The 17706-nt window shown below is 71.4% G+C and carries 13 protein-coding genes and 3 tRNA genes; 3 read left to right on the forward strand and 13 right to left on the reverse strand.

Features of this window, described 5'->3' with window-relative positions:
• Nucleotides 1-186: 186 nt before the first annotated feature.
• From ACFQS2_RS16505 to ACFQS2_RS16515, 3 genes are all read right to left on the reverse strand, one after another.
• The gene (locus tag ACFQS2_RS16505) at nucleotides 187-1977 is read right to left on the reverse strand and encodes a SelB C-terminal domain-containing protein (protein ID WP_377794503.1); all 1791 of its coding nucleotides are present in this window, start codon (nucleotides 1975-1977) and stop codon (nucleotides 187-189) included.
• A complete protein-coding gene (gene selA / locus ACFQS2_RS16510) occupies nucleotides 1974-3332 on the reverse strand; it encodes an L-seryl-tRNA(Sec) selenium transferase (RefSeq protein WP_377794504.1) in 1359 nt (452 codons plus the stop codon). Before selA ends, ACFQS2_RS16505 begins: the two co-directional genes overlap by 4 nt.
• 27 nt (nucleotides 3333-3359) lie before the next feature.
• Nucleotides 3360-3451 (reverse strand) — tRNA-Sec (locus ACFQS2_RS16515).
• Nucleotides 3452-3635: 184 nt separating this feature from the next.
• Between ACFQS2_RS16515 and selD the strand changes: the two genes are divergently transcribed.
• A complete protein-coding gene (gene selD / locus ACFQS2_RS16520) occupies nucleotides 3636-4664 on the forward strand; it encodes a selenide, water dikinase SelD (protein WP_377794505.1) in 1029 nt (342 codons plus the stop codon).
• A gap of 41 nt (nucleotides 4665-4705) precedes the next feature.
• Here the strand turns inward: selD and nrfD are convergent, their stop codons facing one another.
• From nrfD to ACFQS2_RS16555, 7 genes are all read right to left on the reverse strand, one after another.
• The gene (gene nrfD / locus ACFQS2_RS16525) at nucleotides 4706-5917 is read right to left on the reverse strand and encodes an NrfD/PsrC family molybdoenzyme membrane anchor subunit (RefSeq protein WP_377794507.1); all 1212 of its coding nucleotides are present in this window, start codon (nucleotides 5915-5917) and stop codon (nucleotides 4706-4708) included.
• Nucleotides 5914-6918: a 4Fe-4S dicluster domain-containing protein gene (locus ACFQS2_RS16530; protein WP_377794508.1), complete on the reverse strand. Its 1005-nt coding sequence runs from the start codon at nucleotides 6916-6918 to the stop codon at nucleotides 5914-5916. Before ACFQS2_RS16530 ends, nrfD begins: the two co-directional genes overlap by 4 nt.
• On the reverse strand, nucleotides 6918-10271 hold the full coding sequence (gene fdh / locus ACFQS2_RS16535; protein WP_377794510.1) for a formate dehydrogenase: 3354 nt from the start codon (nucleotides 10269-10271) through the stop codon (nucleotides 6918-6920). The genes ACFQS2_RS16530 and fdh overlap by 1 nt, the downstream gene beginning before the upstream one ends.
• A gap of 53 nt (nucleotides 10272-10324) precedes the next feature.
• Complete coding sequence (locus tag ACFQS2_RS16540) at nucleotides 10325-10663, reverse strand: chorismate mutase (RefSeq protein ID WP_377794511.1); 339 nt, start codon at nucleotides 10661-10663, stop codon at nucleotides 10325-10327.
• The gene (gene clpX, locus ACFQS2_RS16545) at nucleotides 10663-12003 is read right to left on the reverse strand and encodes an ATP-dependent Clp protease ATP-binding subunit ClpX (RefSeq protein WP_377794513.1); all 1341 of its coding nucleotides are present in this window, start codon (nucleotides 12001-12003) and stop codon (nucleotides 10663-10665) included. The genes ACFQS2_RS16540 and clpX overlap by 1 nt, the downstream gene beginning before the upstream one ends.
• Before the next feature lie 263 nt (nucleotides 12004-12266).
• Nucleotides 12267-12896, reverse strand: a complete 630-nt coding sequence (locus tag ACFQS2_RS16550) for an ATP-dependent Clp protease proteolytic subunit (protein WP_377020418.1) — start codon at nucleotides 12894-12896, stop codon at nucleotides 12267-12269.
• A 117-nt stretch (nucleotides 12897-13013) separates the two neighbouring features.
• On the reverse strand, nucleotides 13014-13616 hold the full coding sequence (locus ACFQS2_RS16555) for an ATP-dependent Clp protease proteolytic subunit (RefSeq protein WP_377020417.1): 603 nt from the start codon (nucleotides 13614-13616) through the stop codon (nucleotides 13014-13016).
• A gap of 445 nt (nucleotides 13617-14061) precedes the next feature.
• Between ACFQS2_RS16555 and ACFQS2_RS16560 the strand changes: the two genes are divergently transcribed.
• Entirely contained in the window at nucleotides 14062-14895 is an 834-nt protein-coding gene (locus ACFQS2_RS16560) for an NlpC/P60 family protein (protein WP_377020302.1), read from the forward strand.
• Nucleotides 14896-15018: 123 nt separating this feature from the next.
• On the opposite strand, the gene ACFQS2_RS16565 is transcribed toward ACFQS2_RS16560, so the two are convergent.
• The 3 genes from ACFQS2_RS16565 to ACFQS2_RS16575 form a co-directional block, all read right to left on the reverse strand.
• A complete protein-coding gene (locus tag ACFQS2_RS16565; RefSeq protein ID WP_377794514.1) occupies nucleotides 15019-15615 on the reverse strand; it encodes a dihydrofolate reductase family protein in 597 nt (198 codons plus the stop codon).
• Nucleotides 15616-15819: 204 nt separating this feature from the next.
• Entirely contained in the window at nucleotides 15820-17211 is a 1392-nt protein-coding gene (gene tig / locus ACFQS2_RS16570) for a trigger factor (protein WP_377794516.1), read from the reverse strand.
• 84 nt (nucleotides 17212-17295) lie between these two features.
• Nucleotides 17296-17369, reverse strand: a tRNA-Pro gene (locus ACFQS2_RS16575).
• A 139-nt stretch (nucleotides 17370-17508) separates the two neighbouring features.
• Here ACFQS2_RS16575 and ACFQS2_RS16580 point away from each other — a divergent pair.
• Nucleotides 17509-17582 (forward strand) — tRNA-Gly (locus tag ACFQS2_RS16580).
• The last annotated feature ends 124 nt before the right edge of the window (nucleotides 17583-17706 follow it).

Here is a 17706-nt window from a genome sequence, read left to right on the forward strand (position 1 = left end):
CGGCGACCGGCATCCGGCTGGCCTCGAGCCCCGCATGGGCGGAGGGGGACGATCAAGACCAGCGTCTCCGTCCGTGACGGAGGAGGCAGCAGGGCCACAGCCGGCACAGGCGCCGGGGGCTGACCGGCCGCGTGCCCTTCGGTCCCGGCCTCATCCTCGGCACAGCCGTCGTGCTGCTCGTCCGAGTCAGCGCACGACCTCCCGGTATCCGGAATCGAGCCGGCGCGTCCATCCGCGGGAGTCCAGGTGCTCGAGCAGCGGAATCGCGACCCGGCGCGTGGTGCCGAGCGCTTGCCGCGCCTGGGAGGCGGTGAAGGGCTGTGGCAGGGCCGCGAGCTCTCGCATCGCGAGGGCCGGGGCCGTGGGCAGCAGGATCACCTCGCCCGGCAGGCGCAGCAACCGTCCATGACGGGTGGCAGCGGCGAGTTCGCGGGGGCCCAGTCCCAGCCCGCGGAGGTCATCGGCTTCCGGCGCACTGAACGGTTCGGCAGCCAGGCGCGTCTCGAGCGATCGCAGGGACTCCTCCGCCGCCCCGAGCCCCTCCGTGGCCGCGGTATCACGTACTCGGCCGTCGGCCTGGCGCAGGCCCGCGGCGACCACCACGGCGTCCAGCAGGCCAGGGTCGGGCAGATCGACGGCGTCGGCCGCGGCCTTGCGCGGGAGGCCTGCCGAGAGAGCATCGCCGGCCCGGTCGGCGGCCACCGCCTCGCGCAACCGGGTCGTCCACCTCGCCATCGAGTCCGTATCCACCAGCCAGTCCCCGTGACGCTCCACGCCGGGAAGACGGCCCGACGGGAGGGGGATCCCGAAGCGGGCCAGGATCTCGGCACGCACTGCACCTCGCCGTGCGACCTCGGCGGCGGCATCCCCGCCCAGCGGCATGGCCTCGAGCGTCTCGCGGCGCCGGGTCCCCTCGCCCCGGCGGGCCAGGGCCGGCGGATCCACGTCCAGCACGCTCACCCCAGTGCGGACCCGGCGGCTGCCGCCGCCGCGCAGCACCATGCGGTCCCCGACGCTCAACGGCAGGCTGCGCGTGAGGGTGAGACGGGCATGGTCGTCCCCGAAGGGGCGGACGCGCGCAGGAACGGCGGCGGTCCCCACGTGCACCACGAGCTCGGTGGGCGCATCGGCGAAGCTCGCGCCGGTCACCCGTCGCACGTCGATGATTCCGGTGACCTCCCATGCCCCGGGAGTGACCAGGGCGTCCCCGCGGCCGATCTCCTCCGGGGCAGTACCTCGCAGGTTCACCGCGGCGCGGTTGACGGGGCCGAGGTGGTCCACCGGGCCGCCGCGGCTCTGCAGGCCGCGCACCACGACCTCTCCCCCACGCTCGGCGCCGCACAGCTCGAGCCGCTGCTCCCGGGCGAGGGTGCCGGCAGCGAGGGTTCCGGTAACCACCGTGCCGGCCCCGGAGATGGTGAAGGAGCGGTCCACCCACAGTCTCACCCGCTCGTGCGGGGAGGGCTGCCGGGCGCCGGTCACCGCGACGTCGAGCGCCTCCCGCAGTTCGTCGAGCCCGTCCCCGGTCACGGCGGAGACGGCGAGCGCCGGGGCCCGCCCGAGGCCGGTGCCGGCGAGCTCGACGCGCGCCTGGGCGATCACCTCCTCCACGCGGTCCGGGGCCAGATCGGCGCGGGTGATGACCAGGATGCCCTGATCGATGCCGAGGGCGGCGATGGCGTCGCGGTGGTCAGCGGACTGGTCCCGCCAGCCCTCGTCGGCCGCGACCACGAAGCAGACGATGGGTGCGGGGCCGATGCCGGCCAGCATGTTGCCCAGGAATCGTTCGTGGCCGGGCACGTCGACGAAGGAGACCTCGCGGCCCGAGGGCAGCGTGGTCCAGGCGAAGCCGAGGTCGATGGTCAGCCCGCGGCGCTTCTCGTCGGCCAGCCGGTCGGGGTCGGTGCCGGTCAGCGCCCGGATCAGGGTGGACTTGCCGTGGTCGACGTGTCCGGCGGTGGCGATGACCTGCCTCATCGCGTGGGGCGCTCCTCGCGCCCGGCGAGCGTGTCCCGGGCCGCCCGGACCGCCTCGACCAGCGAGTCGTCGTCGGCCTCCGGCACGCAGCGCAGATCGAGCAGGCACTCCCCCTCGCGCACCGTCGGGACGACGGCAGGATCGCCCGTGCGCAGCGGGGTAGCGAGCTCGGGCTCGAGCGCGACGGCCCAGCCGGGCAGCGGCACTTCGGCGCCTCCCCCGCCGCCGACGCGGCCGTCGTGCGGGACGAGCCGCCCATCGACCCGTTCGGCGAGGCGAGCGGTGCGCTCCCGAAGCGCCTCGGGATCGGTGCGCAGCGCCTCGAGCACCGGTGCGGTGGGTCCTGCGAGCGTGGCCTCGAGGGCGGCGAGCGCGAGCTTGTCGGCGCGGACGGCGCGGGCCAGGGGGTGCCGGGCGAGGCGCGCGATGACGTCGGCCCGTCCCAGCAGGATCCCGGCCTGGGGGCCGCCGAGGAGCTTGTCGCCGCTGGCGATGACCAGGTCTGCGCCATCACGGAGGGCGGTCGCGATATCGGGCTCGTCGGGAAGGAGGGCCTCGGGGGTCAGCAGTCCGCTGCCGAGATCGGCGATCAGGGGGATGCCGGCGTCCCGGCAGATCGGGGCGAGCTCGGCGATCGGGACCGCGCTGGTGAAGCCGCTGATGCGGTAGTTGCTGGTGTGGATGCGCAGCACGCAGGCGGTGGCGGGGCCGATCGCGTCGGTGTAGTCGGTCGCGTGGGTGCGGTTCGTGGTGCCGACCTCGCGCAGCGTGGAGCCGGTCGACGTGATGAGGTCGGGCAGGCGGAAGCCGGCGCCGATTTCGATGAGCTCCCCGCGGCTGACGATGACCTCGTCCCGCTCGGGCCCGGCGGCCAGGGCGGTGGTGGTCAGGGCCAGGGCGGCGGCGCCGTTGTTGACCACGAGGGCGTCCTCCGCGTCGGGGCATGCCCCGAGCAGCGCGGTGCGCACCCCGGCGCCGCGGCGGGAGCGGGTGCCCTGGGCGAGGTCGAATTCGACGTCGGTGTACCCGGCGGCCTCGAGCAGGGCCTGCCGGGCGGGCTCGGACAGCGGGGCGCGGCCGAGGTTGGTGTGGACGATGACGCCGGTGGCGTTCAGCACCGGCCGCAGGGAGGCCGACGGCCGGTCCCCGAGGGCCCGCAGCACCTCGGCCGGCACGTCCTCGGGGGCGATGTGGCCACCGCGGGCGCGGTCCTGCACGGCGCGGACCACGCCGCGGACGACGTGCTCACCGAGCGCAGCGCGGGCTCGTTCCACCTCGGGCAGGGCGAGCAGCCGGTCGGTGCGGGGGATGCGGCGGCGCGGGTCCTCGGCGGTCTCACGCTGGTCCTCGCGCACGGTCCCCTCCTTCTCGGCCGACGGGAGCGGAGGCGGACGGGAATCGAACCCGCCAGGGCGAGATGCTCGCCCTCACCGGTTTTGAAGACCGGGGTGACCACCAGGACACGGACGCCTCCCAGTCGTTCCGGCCGGGTCAGCCGGAACGGTCCTGCTCAGCGTATCGGCGCGTCTCGGGTGCATGCTGGACGTCAGGCGCCGGCGCGACCGATCGGACGGGCGAATCGGCACCCGACCGTCACCTGTCGCGGGATGGCGGGCACCTGCTGACGTGCCGAGCACCTCGTCCGTAGACTCGGTGCCATGACGGCCGACGCAGCCCCGAGCACCGCGACTCCGACCGGCGCCGCGAGCCCCGGTATCCGCCTGACGACGATGGCCCACGGCGGCGGGTGCGCCTGCAAGATCCCGCCCGGCGAATTGGAGGAGGCCGTCTCGGCGCTTGCCGGGCAGGTCGACGAGAGCGTGATCGTGGGGCTCGACGACGGGGACGACGCCGCTGCCGTGCGGATCGACGGGGACACCGCGGTGCTCTCGACCGCGGATTTCTTCACCCCCGTGGTCGATGATCCCTACGACTGGGGCCGGATCGCCGCCGCCAACGCCCTCTCGGACATCTACGCGATGGGCGGCGACCCGGTGGTGGCCATCAACCTGGTGGGCTGGCCGCGGGACGTGCTGCCCATGGAGCTGCTGCGCGAGGTGCTGCGGGGCGGCCTGGCGGTCACCCAGGAGGCCGGAGTCCCCCTCATCGGCGGGCACAGCGTCGACGACCCCGAACCGAAGTACGGCATGGCGGTCACCGGGACCGCCCGGCCGGACAGGCTCCTGCGCAACGATGCCGCCCGGCCGGGCCGGCCGCTCACGCTGACCAAGCCCATCGGGGTGGGGCTGCTGAACAACCGTCACAAGGCCACCGGCGAGGTGTCCGAGGCGGCCGTGGCGACGATGACCGAGCTGAACCGGGACGCCGCGCAGGCCGCCCTGACCGCCGGCGCGGTGGCGGCGACCGACGTGACGGGCTTCGGCCTGCTGGGGCACCTGTTCAAGATGGTGCGCGCCTCCGGGGCGGGGGCAGTCCTCGATCGCTCGGCCGTGCCACTGGTCGAGGGTGCGGCCGACGCGCTGCGGGACGGCTACGTCTCGGGCGGGACCCGCCGGAATCTCGACTGGGTGCGTGAGCACCTGCGGGCGGCCGACGGGATCACCGAGGAGGACCTGCTGCTGCTCGCGGACGCGCAGACCTCCGGCGGCCTGCTGGTCGTCGGCGAGGTGCCCGGCTACCCGATCATCGGCGAGATCGTGGAGGGCACGGGTATCGAGGTGCGGTGAGGCCGGGACTCGCACTCGCCCGGCCGAGCCGCGTGCTGGGGCTACTCCGGCTGCTCCGCCCGCTCTGAGGACGTCGGCTCGTCCGGCCGCCCGCCGGTCTGCCGCGGACCCGTGGTGATCGAGTCGTCCACCACGCCCTCCGCGCGACGTCGTTCGAGGCGTTCGCGCTGGGGCTCGACGGTGCGCCGGGGATCCTTGACCGACTCCAGCCCGGCCTCCAGCACGCCGAACCGGGTCAGAGGCGAGGCCGCAGCCAGGGCCAGGCCGCTCGCCGCCGCGATCGGCCGGCTGCGACCGCCCAGCAGAGCACCGAGACCGCCGGCGATCGCCAGGCCCTCGGAGAGCTTCAGCTTCCACCCGGCACTCCCGGTCTCCAGCGGCTCGGCCTCGAGAGGATGCATCTGCCCCCGCATCCGGCGCGTCGCGACGAGGTCCCCGACCACCCCGGCCACCGCCAGTGCGCGCGCCGGCCCGGTCTCCCGGACAGGCGTGGCGACGAGGGCCGTGCCGCCGGCGGCGAGGGACGCGGAAGAGACGAACACGTAGGCCAGGGACTTCCGGGAGGCGGCCCAGGTGGGGACGGCGGTGTCGCCCAGCAGGGTCGCCGTGTAGGCGGCCAGAGGGCCGCCGAGAACCGCGGACGTCGCGCCGCCGGCGCACTCGGCGACGCGCAGCAGGGGCCGCAGCCGGCCCAGCGGCAGCCGCTCCCCCGTCATCCGATCCACCTCGCCCGCCGCGGCGACGCCGGCGGCAGTGCCGAAGGCCGTCAGCAGCCAGGTGCCCACGCTCATCGGTGAGCTGGGCTTGAACACGCGCAGCATGTACAGGAACCGCTCCGGGCGGCCCAGGTCGTACACCAGAGCAGGCAGACCGATGCTGACCGCGCCGAGGGCGGTCAGCCGCGAGTTGCGGCGCAGCCGGGGCCGACCCGTCACGGCGGCGCCGGCACCCAGCAGGGCCGAGCCGCCCGCCAGGCCGCCGACGAACAGGTACAGCCCGATCGGCCACTCCCACGGCGGCGCCTTGACGACGGGGCGGCCGTAGTACGAGTCGAACTCGCCGTCCGTCGTGCTGCTCGGCGGCTCGTTCGACCCCGCCCCGCCCCCGGCGTTCGACTGGTTCGCTGGATCTGTCTGGTCAGGTTCCCGCGGCGGACCGTCCCGGCGCCGGCGGCCGCGACGGGTGGGCTCGGGCGGCCGGTAGTCGTCGTACTCGGAGGTGACGGCGCGGCCGGTTTCAGCGGAGTCGGTCACCGGCGCGCCCCCAGGAACGCGAGGGCGGTAGCGGCGAGCATCCCGAGCGCGGCCGCCCCGGCCGTGCGGTACATCTGCGGGAGCTCCTTGGTGGGCACCTGCGGGTCCGGTGGCAGCCCGTACACCTCCGGCTCGTCGAGCAGGAGGAAGACCGAGCCGATGCCGCCGACACCGTCCTGGGGATTGGCGCCGTACAGGCGTGCCTCGGTCATGCCCTGCCCGTGGAGCTGCTGGACGCGCTCCTCGGCGGTCTCGACCAGGTCCTCGCGGTCACCGAACTTGATCGACTCGGTCGGGCAGGTCTGCGCACAGGCGGGCGTCTGCCCGTCGACGAGGCGGTCGTGGCAGAGCGTGCACTTATTGGCGGTGCCGCGGTTCGGGACGTCCTGCTCGATCTCCTTCGAGGAGGACCTCGGGGCCACGGTGCCGTCGTCGCGACGCTCGATCACCCCGAACGGGCACCCGCCCACGCAGGTCCCGCAGCCGTTGCAGACGTCCTCCTGGACGACGACGCTGCCGAACTCGGTGCGGTACAGCGCCCCGGTGGGACACACGTCCAGGCAGCCCGCGTTGGTGCAGTGCTTGCAGACGTCCGAGGACATCAGCCAGCGGAACTCCGGGGTGTCCGGCATGGTGGTGTCGGTGGCGGTGGTGCCGGCGCCCGGGGTGGGCGCGTCCTTGCGGGGGCCGAAGGTCGGCATTCCCAGGCTGACCAGCTTGCGGCCGGATTCCCGGGCCTCGTCGATCCGTTCGGAGTCCTGTTCGACGAAGGCCACGTGGCGCCAGGTGTTGGCCCCCAGCTGCCCGGTGTTGTCGAACGAGGATCCCAGCAGCTCGAAGTCCCCGTCGGCGGGATTGTTGTTCCACTCCTTGCAGGCGACCTCGCAGGCCTTGCACCCGATGCAGATGGAGGTGTCGGTGAAGAAGCCCTTGCGCGGATGGGTGTGCTCCCAGCCCGTATCCGCCGCCGGGTCTCCTGCCGATTCCGTCAGCGATCCCATCACTGCTCCTCTCGCGTGGTGCCGGTGGGGTCCGGGGTCTCGCCCCGGTGGCGCTCGGGGGCGATGATCCTCTCCACGCCGGTGTGGATGTCGATGCCGGCGCGGTGCTGATGCTCGGTGACCAGGTCGCGCAGCGCCGCTCCGCGGGGACGCCGCCCGGGACGGACCGTGCAGGCGATCACCTTGGAGTTCTGGATCTGGGTATTGGCATCGAGGTTGATGCCGATCAGGTCGTTGACGCTGTCGCCCTCCACGATCGCCGAGGAGCCCTGCGCCCAGTGGTACGGCATGCCGATCTGGTGCACCGTGCGGCCGGCGATCTGCAGCGGCGTCATCCGCCGGGTGACGACCACCTTCGCCTCGATCGCCGAGCGCGGGGAGATCAGCGTGGCCCAGCCGTACGGCTCCAGGCCCACCTCCTCGGCCAGCTCCGGGGAGACCTCGCAGAACAGCTCGGGCTGCAGCTCGGAGAGGTAGGGCAGGAAGCGGCTCATGCCGCCGGCGGTGTGGTGCTCCGTCAGCCGGTACGTGGTGAACAGGTAGGGGTACACCTCCCCGGCGGTGCCGGTGATGCCGGGCCCGTTGAGGTTGTCGGGGTCCGAGAACGCCACCCGGGTGGGGTTCGCCTGTTGGCGGTACAGCGGATTGGCGATGATGGACTCGACCGCCTCGTAGTGGGTGGGCAGCGGCCCGTCGACCATGCCCGAGGGGGCGAACAGCCAGCCGCGACCGTCGGCCTGCATGATGAATGCGTCATTGCCGGCGAGTGCCTCGGCGCCTCCCAGGTCGGCGTCCCCCACATCGTGCGGGGACTTGTCCGTCGGGAAGTCGGGCACGTCCTTGCCGGTCCAGCGCTGCTGGTCCTCGTCCCACCAGATGTACTTCTTGCGCTCGCTCCACGGCTTCCCGTCGAGATCGGCCGAGGCGCGGTTGTAGAGGATGCGGCGGTTCGCCGGCCACGCCCAGGCCCACTCCGCGGCGGTGATGTCCTGCTCGCTGCCGGGCCTGCGGCGCGCCGCCTGGTTGATGCCCTCGGCGTAGACGCCGGTGTAGATCCAGCAGCCGCCGGCGGTGGTGCCGTCAGCAGTCATCTCCGTGTAGGAGGACAGGGCCTCGCCGTCCCTCTCCCCGCCGACGTAGTAGCCGTTGATCTCCTTGAGCACCGACTCGGGATCGGGCTCCCCGTGCTCGGTCAGCGGATAGTCCCAGGTCAGGTCCAGCAGCGGGCGATCCCGCGGGTCCTCGGAGCCGGCCAGCCGGGCCCGGATCCGCGTGCCCAGCTCGTACATGAACTGCAGCTCGCTCATGCAGTCGCCGGGAGGCGTCACGGCCTGGTCCCGCCACTGCACGAGGCGCTGGGTCTGGGTGAAGGAGCCCGATTTCTCGGTGTGGTTCGCGGCGGGCAGGAAGAACACCTCGGTGCCGATGTCCTCGCTCCGCAGCTCCCCGGACTCGATCTCGGGCCCCTCCTTCCACCAGGTGGCGGACTCGATCATGTTGAAATCGCGCACCACCAGCCATTTCAGGTGGGACATCCCCAGCCGCTGCATGCGCCCGTTGGCGGAGCCCACGGCGGGGTTCTGGCCCAGCAGGAAGAATCCGTCGACCCCGTCCTCGAGCATCCGCATCGTGGTCTGATACGTCCCGTGGGGGCCGCTGAGGCGGGGCAGGTAGTCGAACGCCCAGTCGTTCTCCGCGGTCGCGGCGTCTCCCCACCACGCCTTCAGCAGGTTGGTCGCATAGGCCTCGGAGTCCGCCCAGAATCCCTTCTGGCTCTTGCTGCCGATGGAGTCGACGTACTCGCGGAAGCTGCTGTGGGAACCGACCTTCGGCATCGGCAGGTAGCCCGGAAGCAGGTTGAACAGGGTCGGGATGTCGGTGGAGCCCTGGATCGTGGCGTGGCCGCGCAGCGCCATGATCCCGCCGCCGGGGCGGCCCATGTTGCCCAGCAGCAGCTGCAGCACGCCGGCGGCGCGGATGAACTGGGCCCCGCCGATGTGCTGGGTCCAGCCCACCGCGTAGGCGAAGCAGGTGGTGCGCTCCGGTCCCGAGTTCTCCGCCATGGAACGGGCGAGGTACTCGAAGTCCTCGCGAGAGATGCCGCAGGTCTCCTCGACCAGCTCCGGGGTATAGCGGGCGTAGTGGCGCCTGAGGATCTGGAAGACGGTGCGGGGATCCTGCAGCGTCTCGTCGCGGGCCGGGGCGCCGCGCTGCAGGGGCGGCCCGCCGGAGCCGTGCGACTCCCCCTGCGCCTCGCCGTCCTCCGCGGTCTCGCCGCTGGCACGCCCGGAACGCTCATGGGAGGCGTACAGCTGCGAGTCGTTGTCCCCGTCGGCCGAGGAGTCGTCGTACTGCCAGGAGGCCATGTCGTACGAGCCCTGGTCCGGATCGAAGCCGGAGAACAGGCCGTCGGCGTCCTCGGCGTCGACGTAGTCCTCGTCGATCAGGGAGGAGGCATTGGTGAACGCCCGGACGTAGTCCTCGAACCAGAGGTCATGGGTCAGGACGTAGTTGATGACCGCGCCCAGCAGCACGATGTCCGTCCCGGCGCGCAGCGGGATGTGCTTGTCCGCGTTGGCACTGGTGCGGGAGAAGCGCGGGTCGACGTGGATGACCCGGGCGCCCTTGGCCCGCGCCTCCATGACCCACTGATAGCCGACGGGATGGGCCTCGGCCATGTTGGAGCCCTGGATGACGATGCAGTCGGCGTTGGCCATGTCCTGCAGGTACTGCGTGGCGCCGCCACGCCCGAACGAGGTCCCCAGACCGGGGACCGTGGCGGAGTGTCAAATGCGCGCCTGGTTCTCCATCTGGATGGCGCCGGCCGCCGTGAAGAGCTTCTTGGCGAGGTAGTTCTCCTCGTTGTCGATGGTCGCTCCGCCGAGGGAGGCGATGCCCATCGCGCGGCGCAGCGGCCGCCCCTGCTCGTCCTCGTCCTCCCAGTGGTGGCGTCGCGCCTCCAGGAAGCGGTCCGCAATCATGTCCAGCGCGGTGTCGAGGTCGAGGTCCTCCCAGTCGCTGGCATAGGGCCGGCGGTACCGGACCGTCGTGACACGGCGCGGGGAGTTGGCCAGCTGCTCGCTGGCGGCGCCCTTGGGGCACAGGCGGCCGCGGGAGATCGGGGAATCGGGATCACCCTCGATCTGGATGACCTTGTTGTCCTTGGCGTAGATCTTCTGGCCGCAGCCGACGGCGCAGTACGGGCAGACGCTCTGGACGACGGTGTCCGCATCTGCGGTGCGTGGAGCCTTGTCCCGGGTGGCCTGCGAGGTGACCGCAGACCCCCGGCCCATCGGATCCTTGCCGCGCAGCTGCCGGATCACCGGCCACTCGAGGAACAGGGGGCGAGCCATGTGAGCGACGTTACCAGCGCGGCCCCGGATTCCGCCATCGACCTGCCGGGCGGTCAGGCCGTCTCGGAGCCTTCGTCGCGCAGGCGCTCGTGGTGGCGGATCACCTCGGTGACGATGAAGCGCAGGAATGCCTCGGCGAACACCGGGTCGAGGCCGGCCGTGTCGGCCAGGGAGCGCAGCCGCTGGATCTGCTCGCGCTCGCGGGAAGGGTCGGCGGGAGGGAGGCCGTGGGTGGCCTTGAGGACGCCCACCCGCTGGGTGTGGGCGAAGCGCTCTGCGAGCAGGTGCACCAGAGCGGCGTCGATGTTGTCGATGCTGCGGCGCTCCTGGCGCAGCAGCTCCTTCGCGCGGTCGGCGTCGTCGGCTGACGCGGCGGACGAGGAGTGGGACATCAGGCCGAGCGATCCTGCCGCGAGTCGTCGACCGCCCGGTCGCTGTCCTTGCCGGTGACCATCAGCGGGGCGCGGCCCTCGGTGACGACTCCTTCGGTGATGACCACCTTCGCGACGTCGTGGCGCGAGGGGACCTCGAACATGACCGACTGCAGAGACTCCTCGAGGATCGCCCGCAGGCCGCGCGCGCCGGTGCCGCGTTCGATGGCTCGGTCGGCGATGGCCTCCAGGGCGCTGCGCTCGAAGTCGAGTTCGACGCCGTCGAGCTCGAACATCTTCTGGAACTGCCGCACCAGCGCGTTGCGGGGCTCGGTGAGGATCTGGATCAGCGCCTCGCGGTCGAGGTTGGAGACGGAGGTGATCACCGGCAGGCGGCCGATGAACTCGGGGATCAGACCGAACTTCAGCAGGTCCTCGGGCACCAGCTCGGAGTAGACGGCCTCCTGCTCGAGCGCGGTGTGCAGCTCGGCCCCGAAGCCGATGCCGCGCCGGCCGATGCGGGAGGTGATGATGTCCTCGATGCCTGCGAAGGCGCCCGCCACGATGAACAGGACGTTCGTGGTGTCGATCTGGATGAATTCCTGATGGGGGTGCTTGCGCCCGCCCTGCGGCGGAACGGCCGCGACCGTTCCCTCGATGATCTTCAGCAGGGCCTGCTGCACGCCCTCGCCGGAGACGTCCCGGGTGATCGACGGGTTCTCCGACTTACGGCCGATCTTGTCGACCTCGTCGATGTAGATGATGCCGCGCTCGGCCTTCTTGACGTCGTAGTCGGCGGCCTGGAGGAGCTTGAGCAGGATGTTCTCGACGTCCTCGCCGACGTACCCGGCCTCCGTCAGCGCCGTGGCGTCGGCCATCGCGAACGGGACGTCCAGCAGTCGCGCGAGCGTCTGGGCGAGGTAGGTCTTGCCGCAGCCGGTGGGGCCGACGAGCATCACGTTGGACTTGGCGACCTCGATCTCGTCCTTCTCCCCGCCGGCCTCCTCGGCCAGCGCGGCGGCGGCGGACTTCGCCGCGGGCGCGGTCTCCCCGTTCTCCTGCGCGCGCACGCGCTTGTAGTGGTTGTAGACGGCGACGGCGAGGGCACGCTTGGCCGGGATCTGGCCGACGACGTACTCCTCGAGGAAGCCGAAGATCTCCTGCGGGGTGGGCAGCGGTGCCTGCTCCTCGGCGGCGGGCTGCGCGGCCTGGATCTCCTCGGCGATGATCTCGTTGCACAGCTCGATGCACTCTTCGCAGATGTACACGCCCGGCCCGGAGATCAGCCGTTCGACCTGTTTCTGCGACTTGCCGCAGAAGGAGCATTTGAACACGTCGGCCCCATCGCTCGTGCGCGCCATCTCCGTGTCCTTTCGTCAGGCCGTCGTCCATGCGGTCATCGCGGTTCGCGGGATCCCGACCCGGGATCTCGCGCACCCGACCACGGTACCGCGTCGGTCCCCCGCGATACGGGAGGCTAGTCCTCGGGGTGCCGGGTGCGGAAGCGGGCCCGGCGACTGCTCCCCGTGCCCCGGCGCACCGGGAGGCGGGAAGCGGCCGACGGACCCGTCGCCGCCGGTGCGACGCCGCGGCCGGGCGAGGACCGCCCGGCCGCGGCGAGCACTCAGGAGGAGACCTGCTGGCGGAGCTCCTTGCGGGACTCCAGGACCTGGTCGACCAGGCCGTAGTCGAGCGCGCCGGCGGCAGTGAGGATCTTGTCGCGCTCGATGTCGGTGCTGATCTGTTCCGTGGTGCGGCCCGTGTGGTGGGCCAGCGTCTCCTCGAGCCAGACGCGCATGCGCATGATCTCGTTGGCCTGGATCTCCAGGTCGGAGGCCTGGCCGCCGCCGCCCTCGCCGCCCATGGCGGGCTGGTGGATGAGGATGCGGGCGTTGGGCAGCGCCAGGCGCTTGCCCGGGGACCCTGCGGCCAGCAGCACCGCGGCGGCCGAGGCCGCCTGGCCGAGGCACACCGTGGTGATGTCCGGCTTGATGTACTGCATCGTGTCGTAGATGGCGGTCAGCGCGGTGAACGAGCCGCCGGGGCTGTTGATGTACAGCGTGATGTCGCGGTCGGGGTCCTGGGACTCCAGGACCAGCAGCTGGGCCATGACGTCATCGGCCGAGGCGTCGTCGACCTGGACGCCGAGGAAGATGATGCGGTCCTCGAACAGCTTGGTGTAGGGGTCCTGGCGCTTGAGGCCGTAGGCCGTGCGCTCCTCGTACTGCGGCAGCACGTAGCGGGACGTCGGCATGGGAGCGGCCTGGCCGTAGCCGCCGGCCTGGGCGGCCGGCAGCGAGCCGATGGTGCGGGGATCGAAGGTCACGGGTTCTCCTTGCTGGAAGCGGGTCTGATGGTGACGGAGGGGCGGTCAGTCGTCGGTGCCGCCGCCGCCCGTGACGTCACCCGAACCGGTGACGATCTTGTCGATGAAGCCGTACTCGAGAGCCTCGGTGGCCGTGAACCAGTGGTCGCGGTCCGAGTCCTCGGTGATCTGCTCGACCGTCTTGCCGGTCTGCTCGGCGATCAGCTCGGCGAGCTGACGCTTCATGGACAGGATGAGATCGGCCTGGATCTTGATGTCCGTGGCGGTGCCGCCGAGGCCACCGAGCGGCTGGTGCATGAGCACGCGCGTGTGGGCGGTCGCGTACCGCTTGCCCTTGGCGCCCGAGGAGAGCAGGAACTGGCCCATCGACGCCGCCATGCCCATGCCGATCGTCACCACGTCCGGCTGGACGTACTGCATCGTGTCGTAGATGGCCATGCCCGCGGTGATCGAACCCCCGGGGCTGTTGATGTAGAGGTAGATGTCCTTGTCCGGATCCTCGGCCGCCAGCAGCAGGATCTTCGCGCAGATCGCGTTGGCGTTGTCATCGCGCACCTCGGAGCCGAGCCACACGATGCGGTCGCGCAGCAGGCGCTGGTAGACGTTGTCGTCGAGGCCCATGCCCATGGGGTTGTCCCCGGCCGCCATGCTCGGCCGGGGGCTGTCGGTGCTCTGGGAGGTCACAGTGTCTCCTTCGTGGCGGGATTGGCGATGAGACGACTCTAAGCGCTGGCGACCGCGCCGGGGTGCGCTGTTCGCCCAAGGCTCAGCGGTCAGGCCGGATCGCGGCACCCGGGCCCCGCCGTCCGCTCCCGAGCAACCGCCTCGTCCCACGGTCATGGCACGCAGGCAGCCTGTGGTCCACGACTCCCGCGAGAGTCAAGTCGCGGCGGGGTCCGGTCCCGAATGGTCGGGATGACGTAAAGGTCCCCCCAAGTCCCCTGCCGGGCTGTTTCAAGCCCCTCGGTTCCTGGCCCGAGCGCTCCTACGGTGGACGCATCACCCACAAGATCGCCCACAAGCCGGTGGTCACATAGTCCCGTAAGACATCCCGACCCAACAGGTCGGAGCCGGAAGGAACGATCCGCACATCATGGCGAAGCACAACACGCACCGCATCCCCGGTCGCGCCCACTCTCCCGTCCTCAACGCCCAGAACGCCGCCCGTGGACTCGGCGGAGCCGCCGTCCTCGGCACCGTCGTGGTCGGGTCCGCCTTCTCCGGCGGCGGCGCCGCGCAGGCCGCGCCCAGCGCGCCCTCCGCTCCGGCAGCCCCCTCCGTGCAGTCCGCGCCTGCGGCTCCGGCCGAGGCGGCGCCGACCGCGGTCCTCGACTCCACCGAGAAGCTCCGCTGGGGCTCCGAGGGCGGCAACGTGGAGGACCTCCAGTCCGCGCTGAACGACCACGGCGCGAGCCTCGCCGAGGACGGCATCTTCGGCCCCAAGACCCACGCCGCTGTGAAGGACTACCAGTCCAGCAACGGCCTGCAGGTGGACGGCGTCGTCGGCCCCGAGACCCGCGGCTCGCTCAACGGCGAGTCCGGCGTGCCCTCCGGTGGCGGCGCCTCGGTCCCGACCAGCTCCTCCAGCTCCAGCAGCAGCTCCATCGTGGACGCCGCCCGCTCCGTGATCGGCACCCACTACAGCTGGGCCGGCAACTCCCCCAGCGAGGGCTTCGACTGCTCCGGCCTGGTCCAGTACGCCTACCAGGCAGCCGGCATCGACGTGCCGCGCACGAGCGGCGCCATCACCGATGGCGGCCGCATGATCTCGCAGTCCGAGGCGCAGCCGGGCGACATCGTGGCCTACTCCGGCCACGTCGCGATCTACGCCGGCGACGGCCAGATCATCGACGCCTCCGGCTCCAAGCAGCAGGTCGTCGAGCGCGGCATCTGGGGCAACCCGATCGGGTTCGTCACCTACCGCTGATCCGCTCAGCTCCTCACCGAGGGCCCGGTCTCCGCATGGAGGCCGGGCCCTCGTGCGTCGTGAGGCCGTCGGGTATCCGGCGCGGCATAGCCGGACACGCAGCAGTGTCGCGAACGGGGCCGCTCAGCGCCGCGGCCGGTACACCCGTCCGAGCGAACGTGCCGCTCCCGGGATCGCACCCACCAGCTCCCAGTCCACGCGGCGCCCGCCGGGCACCTCGAAGATCCGGGTGCCGTCGCCGAGGAAGACGGGCGCGACGAAGACCTGCATCTCGTCGATGAGATCGTGCTCGAGGGCCTGCCGGGCGATGTCGGCGCTGATGATCTGGACGTCCTTCGCGCCGGCTGCCTCGCGAGCGCGACGCACCGCCTCGGTGACGTGGCAGTCCAGCGGGACGACCGTGGGATCCTCGGCGAGCTCCTCGGGGCGGTGGGTCAGGATGAACTCCGTGCCGCTGAAGGCGCCGCCGTAGGCCTCGGAGGTGAGCTCGCCGCGCTGGTCCCGCTGCGCGAGGGCGGCGTCGTACCCTGCGCGGCCGGAGATGATCGCTCCCACCTCACCGGCCAGCGCCTCGACGACCCCGTCCTCGAGTCCCGCGCCCTCCGTGCTGTGCGCCTCGTGCTCGCGAGCGGCCAGGTCCTCCAGCCAGCTCATGTCGTGCCCGGGCCCGGCGATGAAGCCGTCGAGCGACGCGGTGAACCCCCAGGTGACCTTGCCCATGACCGCTCCCCGCTGCTCGCCGGCGCCTGATGTGCTCCGGCCCACGATACTCGCGGCGTGCTCCGGACCTGCGAGCGCACCCGCCGGGCCCGGGCGAGCTCGATGGCCCGGCGCAGTGCGGGCATGCGAACGGGCCGCCGCCCCCGGGTGGGGACGACGGCCCGTCTCGATGGTGGCTGCGAGCTCAGCGCCCGCAGCCGGCGGTCACTTCGCCGCGGAGTCCTCGGACTCCTCGGCGGCGCTCTCATCGCCGGCCTCGTCGTCGCTCGCCTCGGCAGCGGGCTCGTCCTCAGCGGACTCGTCCTCGCCGGACTCCTCATCGGCCGGGGCGTCGAGTCCCAGGTCGAGCACCTCGCCGTCGGTGTTCTTGACGGTGATGTCGGCCAGGACGACGTCCAGGGCCTTGGAGCGCTGGACCTCGGCGAAGATCTGCTCCAGCTGACCGGACTGCGCGAGCATCTGCATCAGCTGGTTCGGCTCGACGCCGTACTGCTGGGAGAGCTGGCTCATGTAGTTCATGAGGTCGTTCTGGTCGACGTTGACCTCGCGGGTCGCGTTGATCTCGTCCAGCAGGAACTGGGCGCGAACGGCGCGGGCGGTGTCCTCGCGGATCTCCTCGCCGTGCGGGTCGCCCTCTTCCTTGCCCTCGTTCTCGAGGTGGGTGTTGATCTCGTCCTGGACGAGCTGATCGGGCACCGGGATCTCGAGCTCGTCGAGGAGCTTCTCGAGCAGGGCGTTGCGGGCCAGTGCTACGCGGTTGCCCTCGGCGTCGGTGGCGGCCTGCTTGCGCAGGTCCTCCTTGAGCTCGTCGATGGTGTCGAACTCGGAGGCCATCTCGGCGAACTCGTCGTCGGCCTCGGGCAGCTCGCGCACCTTCACGGACTGCGGGGTGACCTTGATCTGCGCCTCTTCCCCGGCGTGCTCGCCGCCGGCGAGCTTCGAGGTGAAGGTGGTGGTCTCCTCGGCGGAGAGGCCGGTGAGGGCCTCGTCCAGGCCCTCGAGCATGTTGCCCTCGCCGATCTGGTACGAGACGCCCTCGACGGTCTCGATCTCCTCGTCGTCGATGGTCGCGACGAGATCGAGGGAGACGAAGTCACCGTTCTCGGCGGGACGGTCGACGCCCACCAGGGTGCCGAAGCGCTCGCGCAGCTCGGTCAGGCGCACCTCGACGGCGTCGTCGTCGACCGTCGGCTCCTCGATCTCCACCTCGAGAGCGGAGAAGTCGGGCAGGTCGATCTCGGGACGCACGTCCTGCTCGACGACGAAGACGAGGTTGCCCTCCTCGGAGCCGTCCAGGCCGGGGATCTCGTTGACCTCGACCTCGGGGCGGCCGACGGGCTTGATCTCGGCCTCGGCGGCAGCCTTCTGGTAAAGGTCCGGCATCGCGTCGTTGACGGCTTCCTGCATGATCGCGGGGCGACCGAAGCGCTGCTCGACGAGACGGGAGGGAACCTTGCCCTTGCGGAAGCCGGGGATCTGCACCTGGTCGGCGATCTTCTTCGTGGCGGCCTCGACGGCCGGCTTGAGCTCGTCGAAGGGCACCTCGACGGTGAGCTTCACCCGGGTCGGGTTGAGCTTCTCGGACTCGGTCTTCACTGGTCAGGTCTCCCTGTACATGGATGTCTATGGTCTGTTCTCACGAGCGCCTCGGAGCTCGCACATGGCGACCCGTCGGCGGAGTCGGGGTGACAGGATTTGAACCTGCGACTTCCCGCTCCCAAAGCGGGTGCTCTACCAAGCTGAGCTACACCCCGGAGGGCAACCCGAGGGATATTACCGTCTCGCCCTGCATGGCGCTCGACTCGCCGTCTCGGGCTGTGAGGAGATGCATCCCGCCACACCCGCTGGAGGGTGTGCCACCTGCGCCGGTGATCTGGTTCAATAGTGGTCCACGCGGATGTAGCTCAATGGTAGAGCCTCAGTCTTCCAAACTGATTACGCGGGTTCGATTCCCGTCATCCGCTCCATGTGATGTCGCAGGACATCGGCATGGCCCGAACCCACGCAACGTGGGTTCGGGCCTTTGTCATCTCTGCTGTGGTTGGTAGTCGCGGGTGGGGTCGATGATGAGCTCTCTGAGGACTTCTCCGG

The sequence above is a fragment of the Brachybacterium sp. GCM10030267 genome, from assembly GCF_042666875.1.
In the GTDB taxonomy this organism is placed as follows: domain Bacteria; phylum Actinomycetota; class Actinomycetes; order Actinomycetales; family Dermabacteraceae; genus Brachybacterium.